18 protein-coding genes are annotated in these 17,343 nt (G+C 45.7%); 11 read left to right on the forward strand and 7 right to left on the reverse strand.

Going from position 1 to position 17,343, the window contains the following annotated elements:
* The first annotated feature begins 561 nt into the window (after nucleotides 1-561).
* Complete coding sequence (locus tag IJ23_RS15910) at nucleotides 562-1,023, forward strand: TetR/AcrR family transcriptional regulator (RefSeq protein ID WP_005385033.1); 462 nt, start codon at nucleotides 562-564, stop codon at nucleotides 1,021-1,023.
* A 112-nt stretch (nucleotides 1,024-1,135) separates the two neighbouring features.
* On the opposite strand, the gene IJ23_RS15915 is transcribed toward IJ23_RS15910, so the two are convergent.
* From IJ23_RS15915 to IJ23_RS15940, 6 genes are read right to left on the reverse strand one after another with little or no spacing between them, the layout of a single operon-like run.
* Nucleotides 1,136-1,918 carry a heme ABC transporter ATP-binding protein gene (locus IJ23_RS15915; RefSeq protein WP_005385036.1) on the reverse strand — a complete coding sequence of 261 codons (783 nt, stop codon included), beginning with the start codon at nucleotides 1,916-1,918 and terminating at the stop codon, nucleotides 1,136-1,138.
* Nucleotides 1,918-2,955 (reverse strand): FecCD family ABC transporter permease, encoded by a 1,038-nt coding sequence (locus tag IJ23_RS15920; protein WP_005375318.1) that lies wholly within the window; start codon nucleotides 2,953-2,955, stop codon nucleotides 1,918-1,920. The genes IJ23_RS15915 and IJ23_RS15920 overlap by 1 nt, the downstream gene beginning before the upstream one ends.
* A gap of 9 nt (nucleotides 2,956-2,964) precedes the next feature.
* Nucleotides 2,965-3,834 (reverse strand): heme/hemin ABC transporter substrate-binding protein, encoded by an 870-nt coding sequence (locus tag IJ23_RS15925; protein ID WP_005375320.1) that lies wholly within the window; start codon nucleotides 3,832-3,834, stop codon nucleotides 2,965-2,967.
* A gap of 28 nt (nucleotides 3,835-3,862) precedes the next feature.
* Nucleotides 3,863-4,276 (reverse strand): ExbD/TolR family protein, encoded by a 414-nt coding sequence (locus tag IJ23_RS15930; protein ID WP_005375322.1) that lies wholly within the window; start codon nucleotides 4,274-4,276, stop codon nucleotides 3,863-3,865.
* Complete coding sequence (locus IJ23_RS15935; protein WP_033906778.1) at nucleotides 4,273-4,971, reverse strand: MotA/TolQ/ExbB proton channel family protein; 699 nt, start codon at nucleotides 4,969-4,971, stop codon at nucleotides 4,273-4,275. The genes IJ23_RS15930 and IJ23_RS15935 overlap by 4 nt, the downstream gene beginning before the upstream one ends.
* Nucleotides 4,971-5,714 (reverse strand): energy transducer TonB, encoded by a 744-nt coding sequence (locus tag IJ23_RS15940; RefSeq protein ID WP_025998667.1) that lies wholly within the window; start codon nucleotides 5,712-5,714, stop codon nucleotides 4,971-4,973. The genes IJ23_RS15935 and IJ23_RS15940 overlap by 1 nt, the downstream gene beginning before the upstream one ends.
* 160 nt (nucleotides 5,715-5,874) lie before the next feature.
* On the opposite strand from IJ23_RS15940, the gene hutW reads away from it, so the two are divergent.
* From hutW to IJ23_RS15960, 4 genes are all read left to right on the forward strand, one after another.
* Entirely contained in the window at nucleotides 5,875-7,245 is a 1,371-nt protein-coding gene (hutW, locus tag IJ23_RS15945) for a heme anaerobic degradation radical SAM methyltransferase ChuW/HutW (protein ID WP_033906779.1), read from the forward strand.
* A 32-nt stretch (nucleotides 7,246-7,277) separates the two neighbouring features.
* Nucleotides 7,278-7,781: a heme utilization cystosolic carrier protein HutX gene (gene hutX, locus IJ23_RS15950; protein WP_005385051.1), complete on the forward strand. Its 504-nt coding sequence runs from the start codon at nucleotides 7,278-7,280 to the stop codon at nucleotides 7,779-7,781.
* A 56-nt stretch (nucleotides 7,782-7,837) separates the two neighbouring features.
* Entirely contained in the window at nucleotides 7,838-8,368 is a 531-nt protein-coding gene (hutZ, locus tag IJ23_RS15955) for a heme utilization protein HutZ (protein WP_005375331.1), read from the forward strand.
* Nucleotides 8,369-8,465: 97 nt separating this feature from the next.
* A complete protein-coding gene (locus IJ23_RS15960) occupies nucleotides 8,466-9,002 on the forward strand; it encodes an ATP:cob(I)alamin adenosyltransferase (RefSeq protein WP_033906781.1) in 537 nt (178 codons plus the stop codon).
* A gap of 80 nt (nucleotides 9,003-9,082) precedes the next feature.
* On the opposite strand, the gene IJ23_RS15965 is transcribed toward IJ23_RS15960, so the two are convergent.
* Nucleotides 9,083-9,997 carry a chemotaxis protein gene (locus IJ23_RS15965; protein WP_033906782.1) on the reverse strand — a complete coding sequence of 305 codons (915 nt, stop codon included), beginning with the start codon at nucleotides 9,995-9,997 and terminating at the stop codon, nucleotides 9,083-9,085.
* A gap of 215 nt (nucleotides 9,998-10,212) precedes the next feature.
* On the opposite strand from IJ23_RS15965, the gene ppiC reads away from it, so the two are divergent.
* The 6 genes from ppiC (at nucleotide 10,213) to IJ23_RS15995 (ending at nucleotide 17,268) form a co-directional block, all read left to right on the forward strand.
* On the forward strand, nucleotides 10,213-10,554 hold the full coding sequence (gene ppiC, locus IJ23_RS15970) for a peptidylprolyl isomerase PpiC (RefSeq protein WP_080276970.1): 342 nt from the start codon (nucleotides 10,213-10,215) through the stop codon (nucleotides 10,552-10,554).
* 343 nt (nucleotides 10,555-10,897) lie between these two features.
* Nucleotides 10,898-12,202, forward strand: coding sequence for an MATE family efflux transporter (locus tag IJ23_RS15975; RefSeq protein WP_033906783.1), 1,305 nt, complete (start codon nucleotides 10,898-10,900; stop codon nucleotides 12,200-12,202).
* 172 nt (nucleotides 12,203-12,374) lie between these two features.
* A complete protein-coding gene (locus tag IJ23_RS15980; RefSeq protein WP_081886424.1) occupies nucleotides 12,375-13,136 on the forward strand; it encodes an ATP-binding cassette domain-containing protein in 762 nt (253 codons plus the stop codon).
* Between the two features lie 20 nt (nucleotides 13,137-13,156).
* Nucleotides 13,157-14,005 (forward strand): ABC transporter ATP-binding protein, encoded by an 849-nt coding sequence (locus tag IJ23_RS15985; protein ID WP_033906784.1) that lies wholly within the window; start codon nucleotides 13,157-13,159, stop codon nucleotides 14,003-14,005.
* A complete protein-coding gene (locus IJ23_RS15990; protein WP_033906785.1) occupies nucleotides 13,995-15,509 on the forward strand; it encodes an ABC transporter substrate-binding protein in 1,515 nt (504 codons plus the stop codon). Before IJ23_RS15985 ends, IJ23_RS15990 begins: the two co-directional genes overlap by 11 nt.
* Nucleotides 15,510-15,513: 4 nt before the next feature.
* Nucleotides 15,514-17,268, forward strand: a complete 1,755-nt coding sequence (locus IJ23_RS15995; protein WP_033906786.1) for an ABC transporter permease subunit — start codon at nucleotides 15,514-15,516, stop codon at nucleotides 17,266-17,268.
* Nucleotides 17,269-17,343: the final 75 nt, after the last annotated feature.

Consider the following 17,343-nt stretch of genomic DNA (forward strand, 5'->3'; position numbering starts at 1 on the left):
TCTGTATCTACAAAAATGACGACTTTTGCGTAAAAAAGGAACAGAATAGGCACTTGTTAAGTAAGGGTTAAAGATTGGATTACTAAATCATCAAGAACGTTAATGTGATATATATCAACATTTAAAATCAATTAACGAACATAGTGACGAGATTTTGCTCAGTCCAGTTGAACTAATGGTTAATTTATAAGACTATTTCTTGATTGATTATTTTTAATAATTATCATTCTTGGTCTTTGAATAGTTTCGATGAATAATTGGCGCAAGGTTTTGATGAGACTAACTTTTCGCCTTATTTTGAGTAGCATGTATTGACAAAAACATAACTGAAAATTACACATTACGCAGTGTAAAGACGTTATGGTTTGGAACTCGACATGATATTAAATAGTCGCAATACATATACCCAAAGCGCTTTCAAGTGCAGCGCTTAGCAACCTGATTTCTAGGTTTTCGCTAATCGAACCGCATCGGCGAGCCGGGTATAATGCTAAGAATGATTTCATTCTGGCCTCATTTAATAGTGAGTTAGATGGATTTACAAAGAGAAGAGCTTAAAATATGCCAAAGCGTAGTAAAGAAGATACCGAAATCACTATCCAAAAGATCATGGATGCCGTTATTGATCAGCTACTCAGATTAGGTTACGACAAAATGTCGTACACGACGCTAAGCCAGCAGACAGGTATATCGCGTACCGGTATTAGCCATCACTTCCCTAAGAAAACGGACTTCACCGCCGCACTGGATGGCCGTATCTTTAAAATGTTTATTGAACACTTAGAGTTTGATAAAGGATTAAATGCATTTTCACAAAGTTGGATTAAAGCGCTGGAAGATGCTGAGTTTCTCGCGATTTTACGACTGCTATTCCATCACATTGTCACCGCTGAAAATGCGCAAGAATTTGCTGCTAATGGTATTGACCGCTTATACAAAATGGTTGAAAGCCAGTTTGGTGCGGGTGGTGACAAAGAGCTTGAGTGGTTGATTGGTCGATCATTGATCCAAATGAGCAAGTAATAGCCTTTAAAGCACCAAATTCTGCCACTATCAAAGCAAAGGCCCGCAATTCTCATATTGCGGGCCTTTGTCGTATCAAAGTGTTTTAGAGACGGCTTAGAGGAGATACGCTTTATGCTGCGGCATGCACTTGAGGGAAGTCTAGCGTCGGATGTTTTGTCACAATAGATCGATAGCCATAAACTTGCTCAATGCGCTCTGACGTTAGTGCATTCCATGGCGTGTCATCACAAACTAGTTTCCCGTTATGCAAGAGTACAAGGCGGTCTGCGTACTGAGAGGCTAGATTCAAGTCATGTAACACCACAACCACCGCTGCGTTTTGTGCTTTTGCCGTTTCACGAGCAATCTTTAACGTGTTGTGTTGGTGGGCGAGATCCAACGCTGAGGTAGGTTCATCAAGCATTAAGATTCGTTTTTCGCCAGATTGATGTAGTTGTGTCATCACTCGTGCTAGATGCAGTCGTTGCTTTTCTCCACCAGATAAAGACGGGTACAGGCTTTCTGCTAAATGCAATACGTCGGTTTGTTCCATGTAATGTAAAGCCAGTTTAGTGGTTTCTTTATTGGACAGTGATAGCGGTATTGCCCCCAACTCTACGACTTCTCTGGCTAGAAATGGGAAGGTTAAGGTGCTGTGCTGCGGGAGCATTGCAATATGTTTGGCGCTTTTTTCAGGCTCCCAATCATGCTTTTGTTTACCGAAGTAGGTGATGTGATGATTCGAAGAGATCTCACCGCATAGAAGCTTGAGCAAAGTACTTTTACCTGCGCCATTGGGGCCGAGTAGGGCGGTCACTTCACCAGCTCGGATATCAATGTTGATGTCATCGAGCACCACACGGTTGCCATACGTCATCGAAATGTTTTTCCCCGATAAAACGATCTGGTTCATTACAAAATCTTCCCTTTTTGCTGGAACAATAAGTAGATGAAAAAGGGCGCGCCAATCAATGCGGTCACGATTCCAACTGGTAATTCAGCTGGTGCCACAGCAACACGAGCAAACATATCTGCGGCAGTAAGAAGCAGTGCTCCCATTAAGGCAGATATTGGTAATAGCGTTCGATGGTCAGGCCCAGCGAGCATGCGCCCTAAGTGAGGAATCACGAGCCCAATAAAGCCAATTGCACCACTGATGCTCACCGTAATACCAACACCCAGTGCAGAAAGTAAAATAAGCTGACGTTTGAGTTTTTGAACCGGAACTCCTAAGTGTCTTGCTTCTGATTCCCCTAACAACAGAGCATTCAGCGCCATCGACTTCTTCTGAAACCAGAGCAATAGGATGACGAGTGTTACAGCAGATAGAGCAATCCCTGACCAATTTGCACCAGCTAATGAGCCCATCGACCAAAGCGTCAAGTCTCGCAGCATCTGATCATCTGCGATAAAGTTCATGTAGCCAATCGCAGCACCCGAGAGCGCGCTGATGGCAACGCCGGCTAACAACATAATTGTAACTGAGGTACCAAACTTACTTGTGCCGAGTTTATAAACGAGAATAGTCGTTAGTGCACCGCCAAGGAAAGCAAAAAGAGGCAAAGCCGCTAAGTTCATTAGTTGCGGATAGTTTTGGCTAAATTCAGCAAATACAACAATAGCGAATGCACCACCAAGAGCAGCGCCAGCAGACACACCAATGATACCAGGCTCGGCTAATGGGTTACGGAACAAGCCCTGCATAACCACACCACAAATTGCCAAAATGGCGCCGATGAACATACACAAAATGGTGCGAGGCAATCGGATTTCGTTAATGACCAACTGAATGTGAGGAGCGAGATCAGAACTGCCTCCCGTTAGGCTACGCAAACTGTCAGCAAAGCTAATGTTCATTGGGCCAACGGTAATAGAGGCGATAGCAATAAATGCTAAAAATCCACTAAGCACTGATAACGTCGTTGAAAGGGGGATGCGTCTTAACAACATGTCATGTCTCTATGGGTAAAGCAGTGCATTCAAGCGTTTAGCTTCTGCAAGGCTTTTAAGGCCCAAACCACCTACCAGAGCATGGCCATCAATCGTTATGATGTCTTTGTTCTTTCCAGCGGGTGTTGCAGCAAGAAGCGGCATTGCTTTTAAAATTGCATCGGCACCACCCAACGTTTCATAGCTGCGACCACTAACAAGAATCACGTCAGGCTGCATCTCTACCATCGCTTCTGTGGATAGAGGCTTGTAAGACGAGAGTTGTGTAGCGGCTGGGTTTTGTCCGCCGGCGAGTTGAATAATTGCATCGGGTGTCGTTTGTGAGCCCGCAACATTTGCAGGTCGCCCTTCATGGATCAGCAGAAAGAGCACTTTCTTTTTCTTCGCTTGATCAGGTTGGTTTGCATTGAGTGCTTGTACTTGCGCCTGGACATCTTGCTTTAAGCTTTCAGCTTGAGCTTTGCGATCCATAAGGTTCGCAATTTGATCAATACGTTGATAAAGGCCCTCGACATTTGCATCAGTATTAACGATTTCTACATCTACGCCAGCCGATTTCAATTGGCTCAATGTTGTTTTCGGCCCCATCTCATCAGAACCAATGACTTTTGTCGGACGTAAGGCGAGCAACCCCTCCGCTGAAAGACGACGATGGTAGCCCACTTTAGGCAGTTCCATTCCTTTTGGTAATTGACTGGTGACGTCGATAGCAACCAAGCTATCTTTAGCGTCGAGTTCAAGCAAGAGTTCAGTGACGGCGCTGCCTGCGCTAACAACGCGCTCTGAGGATGGCGTTTCATTGGCAAAAAGTTGACTACTCGCAAGTAGGGAAATAGCTGCCGTGACAACAGCATGAATAGTGATGCGTGTGTTCTTCATTTTGAAAGGATCTCTATCTTACTTATTTTTATGATGGCTCTTCAGTGAGTAACTGAGTTGCTTGAATTCCGTTTTCTTGTAAAAAGCCGAGAAGTTGTACTAGCGACTGAATATTCGCGGTTTTTTCTGCTCCAATTACAATCGGTTTATCGCTTGACTTACTCTCTTCTAACAGCGCGAGGGTAAAGTTGTCCCAATCGATATATGTCTTGCCGTTAATAGCCCAGTAAGGCTCGTCTTTAAGAATATTTACCGTGATGGATTGCTTATCGACATCTGCAACAGCCTGAGATTCTGTGCTCGGTAAATTGACGTCTAATGAATCGAGTTTGACCGCTGCGGTTAACATCAGGAAAACCATGACGATAAAAATAATGTCTAACAGCGGTGTTAAATCGGGGGTTAAACCGTTACGACTATTTTCTTGTGGTGTTTTAATCATTGAGTTGCAGCCTCAATCTTCTCAGAAGAGCGCAGTGTTACTTTTGAGTGGTCTGGCGAGACATGCTGTAACGAGATACCTTCAAGCCATAAGTTGACGTAGTTTAAAGTGTGCTCAAGCTTGGCGATTACACGATCCGCCCACAAACCAATGATCTGCGCTCCTGAAATGGCAGGAAGTGCGATAATGAGACCCGCGGCAGTGGTGCGCATAGCAAGACCTAGGCCGTCAGCCAAATCATTCGGAGTGATATTCCCCGTTGAAACCGCGATGCCTTTAAACATGTCAATTAAGCCAAGTACCGTACCAAGCAAGCCAATTAAAGGACTGATGACACCAATCAGCGTCAGCAAACGAAGGCCGGAATGCAGCTGATGGCGTTTTTCTTGCAGCCAAATACCTGCGGCATCTTCTCTTAAAGATTTCGAGAAAGAATGATGAGCAAGCAACATCGCAACACCACGGTACAGAAGCGGCCGCTTATTCGACAACTCTTCAGCAAGTGCTTCAAGCTCGTTCCCATTTGTTGGGTCTAATCCTGTGAGCTTTTGGCGAATGGCTCGCTTTCCTACACCAAGGCTAATTAACACATGGAATAATCGCTCGGCGATGATCATCACGGTTAGAGCTGAGCAAATGATCAAAGGCCATGTCATCAGCCCAAATTGAGTTTGTAATTCTTGTAGTTGTTCCATTATCCATCCAACTTAAAACGAACAGGTACTTGTACTCGGTGAGCGACTTTTAGCCCACCTGAAATATGTGGTGTAAATTGCCACTGTTTGATCGCACGAAGTGCTGAGGCATCTAGCGACTCTGTGCCGGAAGACTCAATCAAAACCTGTTTAATCTGGTTACCATTCTCATCTAGCCATATCTCATACAAGGCTACACCTTCAATACCGCGTCTTTGTGCAGACCTTGGGTAACGGGGTTGTGTTGGTTGACTCACAAACGTTGGTTTGTCGACCAAGACAGGCTGAGATGTTGCCCCTTTGGATTGGCTCGCAGGTGCGGATTGTTGAGCTACCGTCTCTTTCTTCACCGGTTCCGTTTTTTTCTTTGGTTTCGCTTCGGGCTGAACCTTTTGCTTTGTTACGGTTTTGGTGGGCTCGACCGCTTTAGGTTTAGATTGTTTAACCGGTTCAGGTTTTTTCTCTACTACCTTCTTCTTAACAGCGTCTTTCTTGACGACCTGTTTTTTTACAATCTTCTTTTCTGGTTCAGGTTGGTCTTGAGGCTGCTCTTTTGGTGGCGCTACATTTTCTGGTGTAGATTTTTCGACAGCGGGAGGAGCAGACACAAGATTTAGACTTACCGAACTTGCTGGGTTTCCAGCCGGCATCGCGAACACCTTTGTCTCTTGAGAAACAAAAAGAAGTGCGGCATGGATGGCAAGGGAAGCACCTCCTGCAATGACATATCTTTGTACGTTCACGGAATATCTCGGGAAACTATGAAAACTTGGGCAGATTATTACTTACAATGGAAATAAGATCAATTATCAATTGCATTATCATTACGCTCAAATTATGATTCTTGCAGAATTTTTAAGATCAGCTTCCATCCCTTACATGATGGGAGTTAAGCGAGTATATATGAGCGTCGATATCGATAAGCTTGATGAATCAGTGTTGGGCAGTGATAGTCCTGATCCATTGCGATTTGCTTTTGTTAAGAAGCATTCTGCACATGCCGGGGGAGCGAGCGTACCTGTGCCCTCGTCTCAACAACAGGCGATTTTTTCGAGTATTACGGCTAACTCAGTTAAAGCGACCAATAAACGCTGTCTTTATATTCATGTTCCGTTTTGTCGCGTTCGTTGCACTTTTTGTAACTTCTTTCAAAATGCTGCAAGTCGCACACTGGTTGATGAGTACTTTGAAGCATTAATGCAGGAGCTTAGAGAGAAAGCGGCATTACCTTGGACACAAAATGGTATTTTTCACGCCGTATATATCGGGGGCGGAACGCCAACGGATTTATCTCCAGTACAGGTTCGTGTGTTAGGCCAGGCTATCCGAGACCACTTTCCTTTGGCTGCAGACTGCGAAATCACCTTAGAAGGTCGCATCAATCGTTTTTCTGATGAGTTGTATCAAGGCGCTTTAGAGGGTGGGTTTAATCGTTTCTCTTTTGGTGTGCAAAGTTTTAATACACAAGTGCGCCGCAGCGCAAAACGTTTAGATGATAGGGAAGATGTCCTCAAACGAGTGAGCGAGATCGCCAAAGAAGACAAAATTCCGGTCATTATCGATTTACTCTATGGCTTACCTTATCAAACCAAAGAAGTATTAGAGCAAGATTTAAATGATTTCCTCTCGACTGGCGCACACGGACTAGATTTGTATCAGTTAGTGGTTGGCGGGTCAGCTCCCATGCTCAACCTCGTAGAAAAGGGAAAAATCCCGCCACCTGCGACCACACCAGAAAAAGCGGGAATGTATGAGCTCGGTGTGAACTTTATGGCCAAACACCATATGAAGCAACTGAGTGTGAACCATTGGGCAATCGATAACCGCGAGCGTAGTTTATACAATAGTTTAGCCAAGACTTATGCAGAGGTATTGCCAATTGGCTGTGGTGCTGGAGGTAATATCGGTGGCTACGGGATGATGCAACACCGCACACTAGAGACCTATATTAAAGCGGTCAAAGAAGGTCAAAGCACCATCGCGATGATGATGAAGCAAAGCCCTCTAGAACCACTTTTTTCTGCACTCAAATCTGCGTTTGACCGTGGCATTGTTCAAGCAAATCAACTTCCATCATTTATGGGAGAGGACGCGTTCGGGTTTTTATTGCCTCTATTTAAAGTGTGGCAAGCGAAAGGCTTAGTACAACTACATGAACGTAGCGCAGTCCTTACTCTTGCAGGCAGCTTCTGGGCAGTGTCATTGGCTCAAAGTTGTATTCAGGTACTCACGTCGGAGATGAACGAAACCGTACCGAAAGCATCCAATAATTAATGAAAACAAATTGAACAAAAACGGAAGACACAATGGAATCAATCAAGCAACAAGTTGAAGTATTACTAGAGCAAGAACCACAATTATTGCCAGCTGCGATGGCAGAGCGTCTTGGCATTTCCGAGTTTGAGGTTGTTGCGGCTCTACCTCAGGAAATGGTGGCTATTGCACCAGGAGAGCAAGCGCAAAGCATCCTAGAAAGTTTGGTTGGTTTTGGCCCGGTGACGACCATCGTCCACTCTTTTGGTTCTATCTTTGAAGTTAAAGCGCCGTTTCCAAAAGGAAAAGTGGCGCGTGGCTATTACAATTTAATGGGTAGAGAAGGTGAACTGCACGGCCACCTTAAATTAGATAACGTTAAAAATGTCGCATTAGTCAGTAAACCGTTTATGGGTAGAGAGAGTCACTATTTTGGTTTTTTCTCGGAGTGCGGAAGCAATATTTTCAAGGTTTATTTAGGCCGTAACGAAAAGCGCGAGTTGATTGAAGAGCAAGTAACCGCATTTCGCGCCCTACAAGCCGAATTAAAAAAGTAATCACAAACATAATCGAGGCTTAACTCGAATACTAATTAGTAAAGTCAGGTATCAATATGGATCAACAAGTTAAACAAGAGCGTTTGCAAGGTCGTTTAGGGCCAGAGATCAAAGAGTTTCGTCAGGAGCGCCGTACACTTCAGCTTGCAACTGTCGATGCAGAAGGTCGCCCGAATGTAAGCTACGCGCCTTATGTTCAAAACCAGGAAGGTTATTTCGTTCTCATTTCTAAAATCGCTCGTCATGCCCGTAACCTTTTAGAAAATCCAAATGTTTCATTGATGATGATCGAAGATGAAGAGTCTTCAAAGCAGCTGTTTGCTCGTAAGCGCTTAACTTTTGATGCGGTAGCAAATGTAGTTGAGCGAGACACAGAGATGTGGCAACAAGTTGTTGGACAAATGAAAGAGCGTTTTGGTGAGATTATTGATGGTCTAAGCCAGCTAGAGGATTTCGTTTTGTTCAACTTAAAGCCAGAATCGGGGCTATTTGTTAAAGGTTTTGGTCAGGCGTATCAAGTGTCTGGTGATGATTTAGTCGATTTTGTTCACCTTCAAGAAGGTCACAAGAAAGTCGAAAGTGCCTGATTGTAAACCGATCATATGAATGTCGATTATTTGGCATAATGAACGTTTAAAGGGAGTTAGGTTATACTGACTCCCTTTTTTATATTGGAACAAAAGCATGAAACCTGTAAGCAAGGAATTGAGCGAGATTTGCTATCCGTTTATTTACGAGGACAGTCCGGTTTGTGACTTTGAAATTACAGCAGATGAACTTTGTAGTCGTATTGGCCTTGTTCTCGCTATGGAGTTGGACGAGTTTAGCCGTGATATACTGACAAGAATGCAGCCTAATGTTTATCATCTAAATGGTTCGGTTCGCGGAAAATTAGCGATTACAGAGACGGAAGTTGAAGAGTTAAAGGCCGATTATGCTTTGCTCAAGCAACGCATTGATGGTGGCTTCAAAGGCTTTGTTCTACCCGGAGGACACCCGGCAGCCAGTCAATTGCATTTGTGCCGTTGCCAAGCTAAAAAAACGGTACGAGCATTAGTTGCCGTTGAACATACAGGTAAGAAGCAGCCCGCACCTATTTTGTTTCGTTACGCGAACTTATTAGCGAATGTACTTTACAGCCTAGCTTCTTATATTAATCATACTCATCAAGTCAAAGAGACGGAATTCGTTTCTCGTAGTTACGCGATGCCAAAGAAGTGAGCTGAGAAATTAGCGGATGTGAGCATCAGGGATAGGACAAGCACTGCATTATATTCTCAAATCAACTCGTCCAATAAGAGTTAAGAAGTCATAGCTTTGGCTTCTAGCTCTTTTGCTCCGCGAAGCATCGCTTCGATTAGTTCTCCTGCATTGAATTTCTCAAGTGCCTCATGCGCGCCAACTTGGTGAGCTCTGTCTACACAGATTTCGCTCGATAACGATGTATGTAAAATGCGGTATGAATGGTTCAGAGAGGAATTATTCTGAACTTCAAATGCTAATTCATAACCGTCTAATCCGGGCATTTCAATATCGCTGACCAGAATATCAATTGGGCGATGAGCCGCAGCGTCACTTTTCATCAGTTCCAATGCATCTAAACCATTTTTACAGATTTGATACCCAATATTGATGCTATCGAGTGCGTCACACAGCTGTTTACGAGCGATGGAAGAGTCATCCACCAATAGAATACTGAGTGCTTTTAGGCGTTCTCGCTCAATATCTGTCAGCATTGGGATCTTTGAATTCTCGTACTGCGGATAAATTTTGGAAAGTAGCAGCTCCACATCCAGCATTTGAACAGTTTTGTCCTCGTAGCGAGTAATTCCAGTCACGAAAATATTTTTTCCAGCGCTCGGAGGTGGCGTTTCAATAGCTTTCCAATCGCACTCAATGATCTTCTCTATACTACGAACCATAAAAGCTACCACGGTTCGCAAGCAATCTGTCACGATCAAGTAGCAGCTTTTATATTCTTCTTCACTTATAGGACGAAAGCCAACAGCCGCTGACATATCGATCACTGGTACTGTTAAGTTACGTATCGTAACGGTTCCAATGACGTGATGATGCGAGTAAGGGATCTTTGTCGTTGGCATGTACGGGACGATTTCACGGACTTTTAGCGTACCGATAGCGAAACTCTGTTGCAGGGTGAGCTTAAACATCAACATGCCCTGAGATTGATTCGCTTTGCTAATGACTTTTGCCATGAAAATAACCTTATAAACACCACCGAATTGTGTCTAATCTAATCTTATCAGACGAAGGCTTCAACCATCGGAGAGACAAATGTGAGCTTTTTAGACAATCTTTTAGAGACATAGTGATTAACTGAGCAAAACTTGTTTGTATTTTAAACTCATTATGTAGACGATTTTATATTCCTCGTGTATTGGGGCCTTTACCGCTGAGCTATTATTAAGAAATGTTTGGTCTGTTAAAAAGGATTGGGTACACTTGCGCGACCAGAATAGTGAGAGATAGATCAATGGCAAATACAGCAGCCGCATTACATATTCTTGTGAAGCACAAAGAGCAAGCGGAAGACATAATCAAGCAACTGAAAAAAGGCGCAAAGTTTCAGACATTAGCGAAGAAGTATTCAACTTGCCCGTCAGGCAAACGCGGTGGTGACCTTGGTGAATTCCGCCGTGGTCAAATGGTACCTCAATTCGACAAAGTGTGCTTTTCTGGCGAAGTGTTAACGCCGCATTTAGTTAAAACCAAGTTCGGTTGGCATGTTGTAAAGGTGCTTTACAGAACATAAGGCTTGGTATCGACCTAAACATTGTCAGATGAAACCCACAAGCATTAAATATCATCTGTACGGTCTCTTTTCACCAATCACTACCGTCATGACATGGCAGATACATTCTGATCTGCCATGCTCAACCAAACGCTAATCTTTCCAAACTAGAAACTCATTTATATGCAGTTAACTTGGCTTTTCTCATAAGTCGTTATCCTATTTCAAGCTTTGGTATGAGAATACGTTTGCTGGTTGTATCAATTATCAATGCTATTTCTTGCTGGCGAACTTTGGTTCATGTTCGGGCGCCATTCGCATATGATAGCGACCTTATAAAAATTAACCCCGTTCATAATTTAAGATGTCCCTGACTCATAAAGACTATTTTAAAATCGCATTTCCTTTCATTGTTTCTACTGTTACCCAACCATTGTTGGGGGCGGTGGACACCGCGGTGATCGGTAAACTCGGTGTGGCTGAGATGATTGGTGGTGTGGCGATCGGCACCGTCATCATGAACACCTTGTATTGGTTGTTTGGCTTTTTCCGCGTAAGTACTACGGGGCAAAGTGCAATCGCATTAGGTAAAAATAGCCCAGAAGATCAAGCGAGCAGCTTATTTCGTCCTTTCGTGCTTTCGCTTTGCCTTGGCTTGATTTTCATTGCGTTGCAGTCCGTGATTTGGATGGGGGCAGAGCTGATTATCTCCCCTGATGCAGTCGTGGCCGAAAACGCGAAGATTTACTTCGATATCATGATCTTTGGTGCACCGTTTGTACTGCTGAACTACACCGTGATTGGTTGGCTGATGGGGCAGGCGAAAGCCAAAGAAACCTTGTTCACGCAAGTGTTTGGTAACGTGCTGAACATCGTGCTGGATATCGTCTTTGTGTTGTACTTCGATATGGGCATTGCTGGTGTTGCGGTGGCGACACTTATCGCGCAAATCTCGACGTTTGTTATTGGTGCGGTGCTGGTGTTGAAAACCTGTCGCTTCCCGCTGTTTGATCACATTCAGACCGCAAAAATGACGCGTAAAGATCTCAAAGTCATTGCGTCTTCCAATATGGATCTGCTGCTTCGTACTGTGTGTCTATTGGTGTTCTTCAACATGATGGCGCGTGTAGGCTCTCAGCTTGGTTCTGATGTGCTTGCTGCGAACGCAATCATGATGCAAGTGACCTTTATCGTCAGCTACATGTTCGACGGTGTAGCGAACGCGTCGAGCGTCTTTGCAGGTAAAGCGGTAGGGCAGAAGAATCCAACATTGCTTGATAACGTGATTAAGCTAAACACGCAATGGACCGCGGCGTTCGTTCTTGTATTGACCTTGCTGTTGGTGCAGTTCAAACACCAATTAGTGACGTTGTTTACCACTTTGCCAAACCTTGTTGAGCTGTATCTAGACATGAGCCCTTGGTTATTGGCATTCCCGTTGGTTGCTGGTTTTGGTCTTACGTTTTACGGCATCTTTACCGGTACAGGGACGACGCGACCAGTGCGTAACTCTACCTTCCTAACCATGGTTTTGTTCTTAGTGACTCAATTTATTGCGGTGCAATATTGGGGCAATCACGGTTTGTGGCTGGCATTCACTTTGTTCTACGTTGGGCGTTTTGTCTTCTTGTTCCCATACCTCGGTCAAGTTAAACAAAAGTGTCTTTAATTCACACTGTCACAAACGACCTGATTTAGATGTTCTTATAACAAGGGTGGGGCCATCTGCCCTTGCTGATAAATCTGAAAAAGGTGATGAAATAACCTTTTCGACTGGTTTCCTTGCTTTAACCCGCATGATATTATTTGTGATGTTATATTATTACATTTAGTTTGATGCCGTGATTTCTCGACCAATACTCTCCGTTAATAATCTCAGCCTTACAGACTCAGAGCGCACACTCTTCAAAGACATTTCTTTTGAGCTGTCTCAAGGTGAAGTTCTTGCCATTATGGGACCATCCGGCATTGGTAAATCCATGTTGTCGAAAGCCGTCGCAGGTTTTTTGCCGTCTGATATTTGGGTAGACGGAAGTATCCAGCTTAACAGCAGTGAAGTCGCACAAACTGCCATGCTGCAACGGAGTCAATCCCAGCGTCCTGCGGTCATTTTCCAAGATGCACTTAAAGCGCTGAATCCATTGGCCTCTGTCGAGCAACAACTGTGTTTGGCATTGACGGGCAACAAAACACGCTTGTCTTCAGCAAACCGAGAAACGGTGACGACCTTGTTGTCTCAACTCGGATTTGCAGATCCAAAAGCAGCATTAGCGCAGCATCCAAGCCAGTTATCTGGTGGTCAGCGCCAGCGTATTTGTATTGCGATTGCGTTGCTTGGTAGTACCAACTTGATCATCGCTGATGAGCCCACCAGCGCGCTCGATCCAATCACCGAAGCGGAGATCCTTGAGTTGTTTCGCAGTAGTGTTCAGCAACGCAACATCAGTGGTTTGTTGATCACGCACGATCTGTCTGCGGCTTTGGCGTGTGACAAAGTCTTGGTGATTGCGGACAACACCATGGTGGCTTATGGCGCACCATGGCAAGCCATTCAGCAAAGTTCGCATCCTTTCTGCCAACAACTTGCGCAACTGCTGCCTTAACCTCATCTCTGGAGCCTATTTTGACTAAGCACAACTTGAGCGGGCACGCGCAGCTTAAATCGGCGGAAGTTCGCTTTGAGCAAGCCAGTGTTCACTATTACTCCAAACCAAGTTGGTTGGGGGGCAAACCGTTTAAAGCGCTTGAACAATTGGATCTTGCCATCGACACAAAGAATATTGCGATTGTTGGTCCTTCTGGTGCGGGTAAATCGACCTTGATTGAGCTTCTGTTCGGTCTTCGTAAGCCCACATCTGGTGAAGTGTATGTGTGTGGCTATCCGCTATCGCGTAGCTCGGCTAAGCAGCGCCAAGAGTTGTGTCAGCACATTCAACTGATTCCGCAAGAGCCGCAGTCTAGCTTGAATCCGTACTACACCGTTCGCCAGATCTTACTGGAGCCTTTGAGCAATATTGGCTTAACGCAAGAGCTTAACGAGAAGGTGGAAAAGGTTTTGGCGGATGTCGGTTTGGATCTCACATTGCTGGATCGCAACCCGCAGCAATTATCAGTTGGGCAAGCGCAACGTGTGGCTATTGCCAGAGCTTTGATTGTCGAACCTTGCGTATTGGTTGCCGATGAGCCAACCAGCAGCTTAGACCCCGTCAGTCGTAAACAGATTCTCGACTTGTTGGCAGGCATTCAAAAGAGTCGTCAGATGCGCCTGATTTTGGTGACACATGACCTCGATGCGGCACAAACCCTATGCGATGAGATCCTAGTGTTAGACAAAGGACGCGTTGTCGAGCACGGCACAGCACAGAACGTGACAAATAACCCTTCGCACTTGATCACGAGAGCCTTGATGAGCGCTCAACACAAAAGTAATGAATTCACAAAAACCATTGGAGAGGTTTCTTATGCACCTTAGTACTCCCAAGTTAGCTTTGTCGCTGGCTTTAAGCGCACTGCTGACGGGTTGTTTTGACTCTGGCGAAAGCAAGCCAGAAGCAGAAAAAGCAGCTGCACCGCAAGCAACGGAAATTCGCGTTGCCATGATGCAACCACCACGCACAGGTTTGTCACCACTTTCAGATGACGCGTTCAAACTGTCACGTTGGAGCACAGCAGAAACGCTAGTGAACCTAAACGATCAGTCGGTAGCAGAGCCTATGCTGGCAACAGAGTGGGAACAAGTTGACCCGATGACGTGGCAATTTACGGTACGTAAGGGCGTGAAATTCCACGATGGTTCTGAGCTTGATGCCAACGCGGTTGTGAACTCTCTACAAAAAGCATTAGATGCCGCACCTAAGCCACGTATTTTGGATGGTATCGAATGGCAAGTTCGCGCACTGGACGACTTCACTGTTGAAATCAAAACGACCTTTAACGATCCACTGTTGCCAAGCCGTCTATCTAGCCCACAGCTAGCGATCCTTTCTGGTGCTGCATATCAAGAAAACGGTCGCGTTGTGCCAATCAATGCGGGTACCGGTCCATTTGTTCTGACAGAAATCAACGGTACAACCAGCGCGAAACTGAAGCGTTTTGACGGTTACTGGGGTGAAAAAGCGAAAGTAGATAGCATTTTTGCGGAATACGTACCAAACGGTTTTGCTCGTGCTGCAGCGCTGCGTACCGGTGAGGCGGATGTCGTTGAAGCGGTTCCTGTTTCGCAAATCGCGATGATGGAATCTTCACAGCTGCACGAAGTTGCAATGCCACGTACCAATACGCTTTACCTAAACAACAAATCAGATGTGTTTAGCCAGTTCGGTTTGCGTAAAGCAGCGGCTCAAGCGGTTAACCGTGTGCAAATCATCAAAACGGTTTACGAGAACCACGCCGATTCAGCGAAAGGTCTGTTAGGTCCAGCATTGGCATGGGCTCAACCAATTCGTGACGCGAACCCTCGTATGGAAACCATGGAAATGCGCCACGCGAACGGTGAGAAGATCACCATCGGTACATTTACCGACCGTGCTGAGTTGCCAGAAGTAGCGGTGCTGCTAAAGCAACAACTTGAAGCGGCTGGCTTTGTGGTTGAACTAGACGTTCGTGAATACGCACAAATCGAAAACGATGCACTAGCAGGTAAGTTCGATGCGTTCTTGTTGTCACGTGCAACAGTGTTGGATTCTGGTGACCCAGTGGCGTACATGCAAAGTGACTTTAGCTGTAAAGGTTCTTACAACCTAGGTCAGTTCTGCTCTGAAGAAGTGGACGCAGCATTGAAACACGCTGACCGTCAACCATTGGGTGAGAAACGCCAACAAGCGATCATCGAAGCAGAAAGCAAAATCCTTGAGCAATACGCTGTGATTCCACTGCTTCACGAGCGTGTAATCCAAGGTGAGAATGATCGCGTGAAGAATGCACAACGTGACCCACGTGAGCGTCGCCTGATCGACCAGTTTACTGAGGTGAACTAACTCGATGTCGTCTGTTGCCAACATGCGCTCTCGTTGGAGCGCTTGTATGCCTGAATGGTTTACGCGTTTTTTGTCGCGCTTCCTGTCACTCGGGGTAGTGGTTGTGCTGGTGGGTTTGATGCCGGATATTGCAGGTATTGACCCAAGCCAATCAATCCTGCGTGCCCGTGCGGGTGCTCAACAATTGCTGACGGCGGAAGCTCTGCAAGCAATTCGAGAAGATCTTCAACTTGACCGCAGCGCTGCTGAGCGACTGTGGGATTGGTTGACGCTTGCCATGCAAGGTGACTTAGGTGTCTCTTGGGTGAGCGGGGCATCCGTCATGGAGAGCGTTCAACAAACCGCAAAAACGTCGCTATTACTGATGCTTACAGCGCTAGGCATGGCATTTGTAATGTGCATGGCGAGTGTGCTTTACACTGTGCGTCGTTGGCAACAGAATCGTTTAGATAAGCATCATGACACGCTCAGTTCGGTGTTGGTTTCATTGCCTGAATACGTGATTGCTTCGTTGCTGATCATGGTGTTTTCCATCTGGTTGGGCTGGTTCCCGCCTTATGGTTGGCAAGGTGTGCAAAACCTCTGGCTACCCAGTTTGGCAATGGCATTGCCTGCTGCTGGCTTGTTCGGGCGCTTGCTCAATGACAGCCTCAAGCGTGTACTAGATGAGCCTTGGGTGATCACTTGGCTATCGGCGAACGTCAGTCAGTTTCAAATCTTACGCTTTGCCTTGTGGCGTGCCGTTAGTAACTTGATTCCTCAAATCGCAATGACGGTGATTGGTTTAACCGGCGGTGCGGTTGCTGTGGAACAGGTGTTCTCCATTCCAGGTATCGGACGACTAATTTTAGGCGCGGCGAAGTCACAAGATCTGCCGATGCTGCAAGGTGGCTTGTTGGTGTTGCTGGTGTTCTCGATGTTGATCAGCAGTGCGAGCATCTTATTGCAACGTTGGTTACTCGGGCACAGTGTCACAAGTGGCAAGCTGATCAGCAGTCACAGCACGTTCCGTTTTACCCAAAGCACCACCAAACGTATTGTCAGTGCGACAATCTTTGCCTTGCTGATTGGTTGTGCGGGATGGGCGTTAATGCGCGATCCTTACACTATCCAATTTACCCGCCTTGAATCGCCAAGCTTAGCAGCACCGTTTGGTGCCGATGCGGTCGGGCGAGATCTGCTTGCTCGCGTTGGCGGCGGTATGATGTCGACAATCAAAATGGGCATCATCGCAACGTTCCTAAGTTTGGTGATTGGTTTGTTGCTCGGCTTCGTGACTTGTTATAGCCAAGGCTTAATTGAGATCACCAAAGGTGTGCCATACATTGTGGCGGGTCTGCTGATTGCTGGTCTAACGGGGATGAACCCAAACAGTGCCTTGATTGCGATTGTTATGGTGTCATGGGCACCATTAGCGGCGCACTGTGCAAGTTTGTTGATGGAAGCCAAAGCGCAGCCTTACACGCATCTTGCGCCCATTTGGGGAACCAGTCAGTGGCGAGTACTCCGTTACTACTTGTTGCCTTATGTGCTGCCGCCATTGATTCGTCACGCGTTTCTGCGTTTGCCATACATTACGCTCAGCCTGACGTCTCTGAGTTTTATCGGACTTGGCGTTAAGCCGCCAGAACCTGAGTGGGGCTTATTGATTGCGGAAAACTTGCCTTACATAGAGCGCTCACCATTAGGTGTTTTGCTGCCAATTTCAGGCTTAGTTTTGATGGCAATTGCGGTGAATTTGATTTTTGATGACAAGTGACGAGCAGCGATAAAGTGAAGTGAGCTTCCATATCCCAGATGTAATCAGTAATTTGGTAATTTAGAAAACAAGAGG

It is taken from the genome of Vibrio sp. OY15 (assembly GCF_000742455.1).
Taxonomy (GTDB): domain Bacteria; phylum Pseudomonadota; class Gammaproteobacteria; order Enterobacterales; family Vibrionaceae; genus Vibrio; species Vibrio alginolyticus.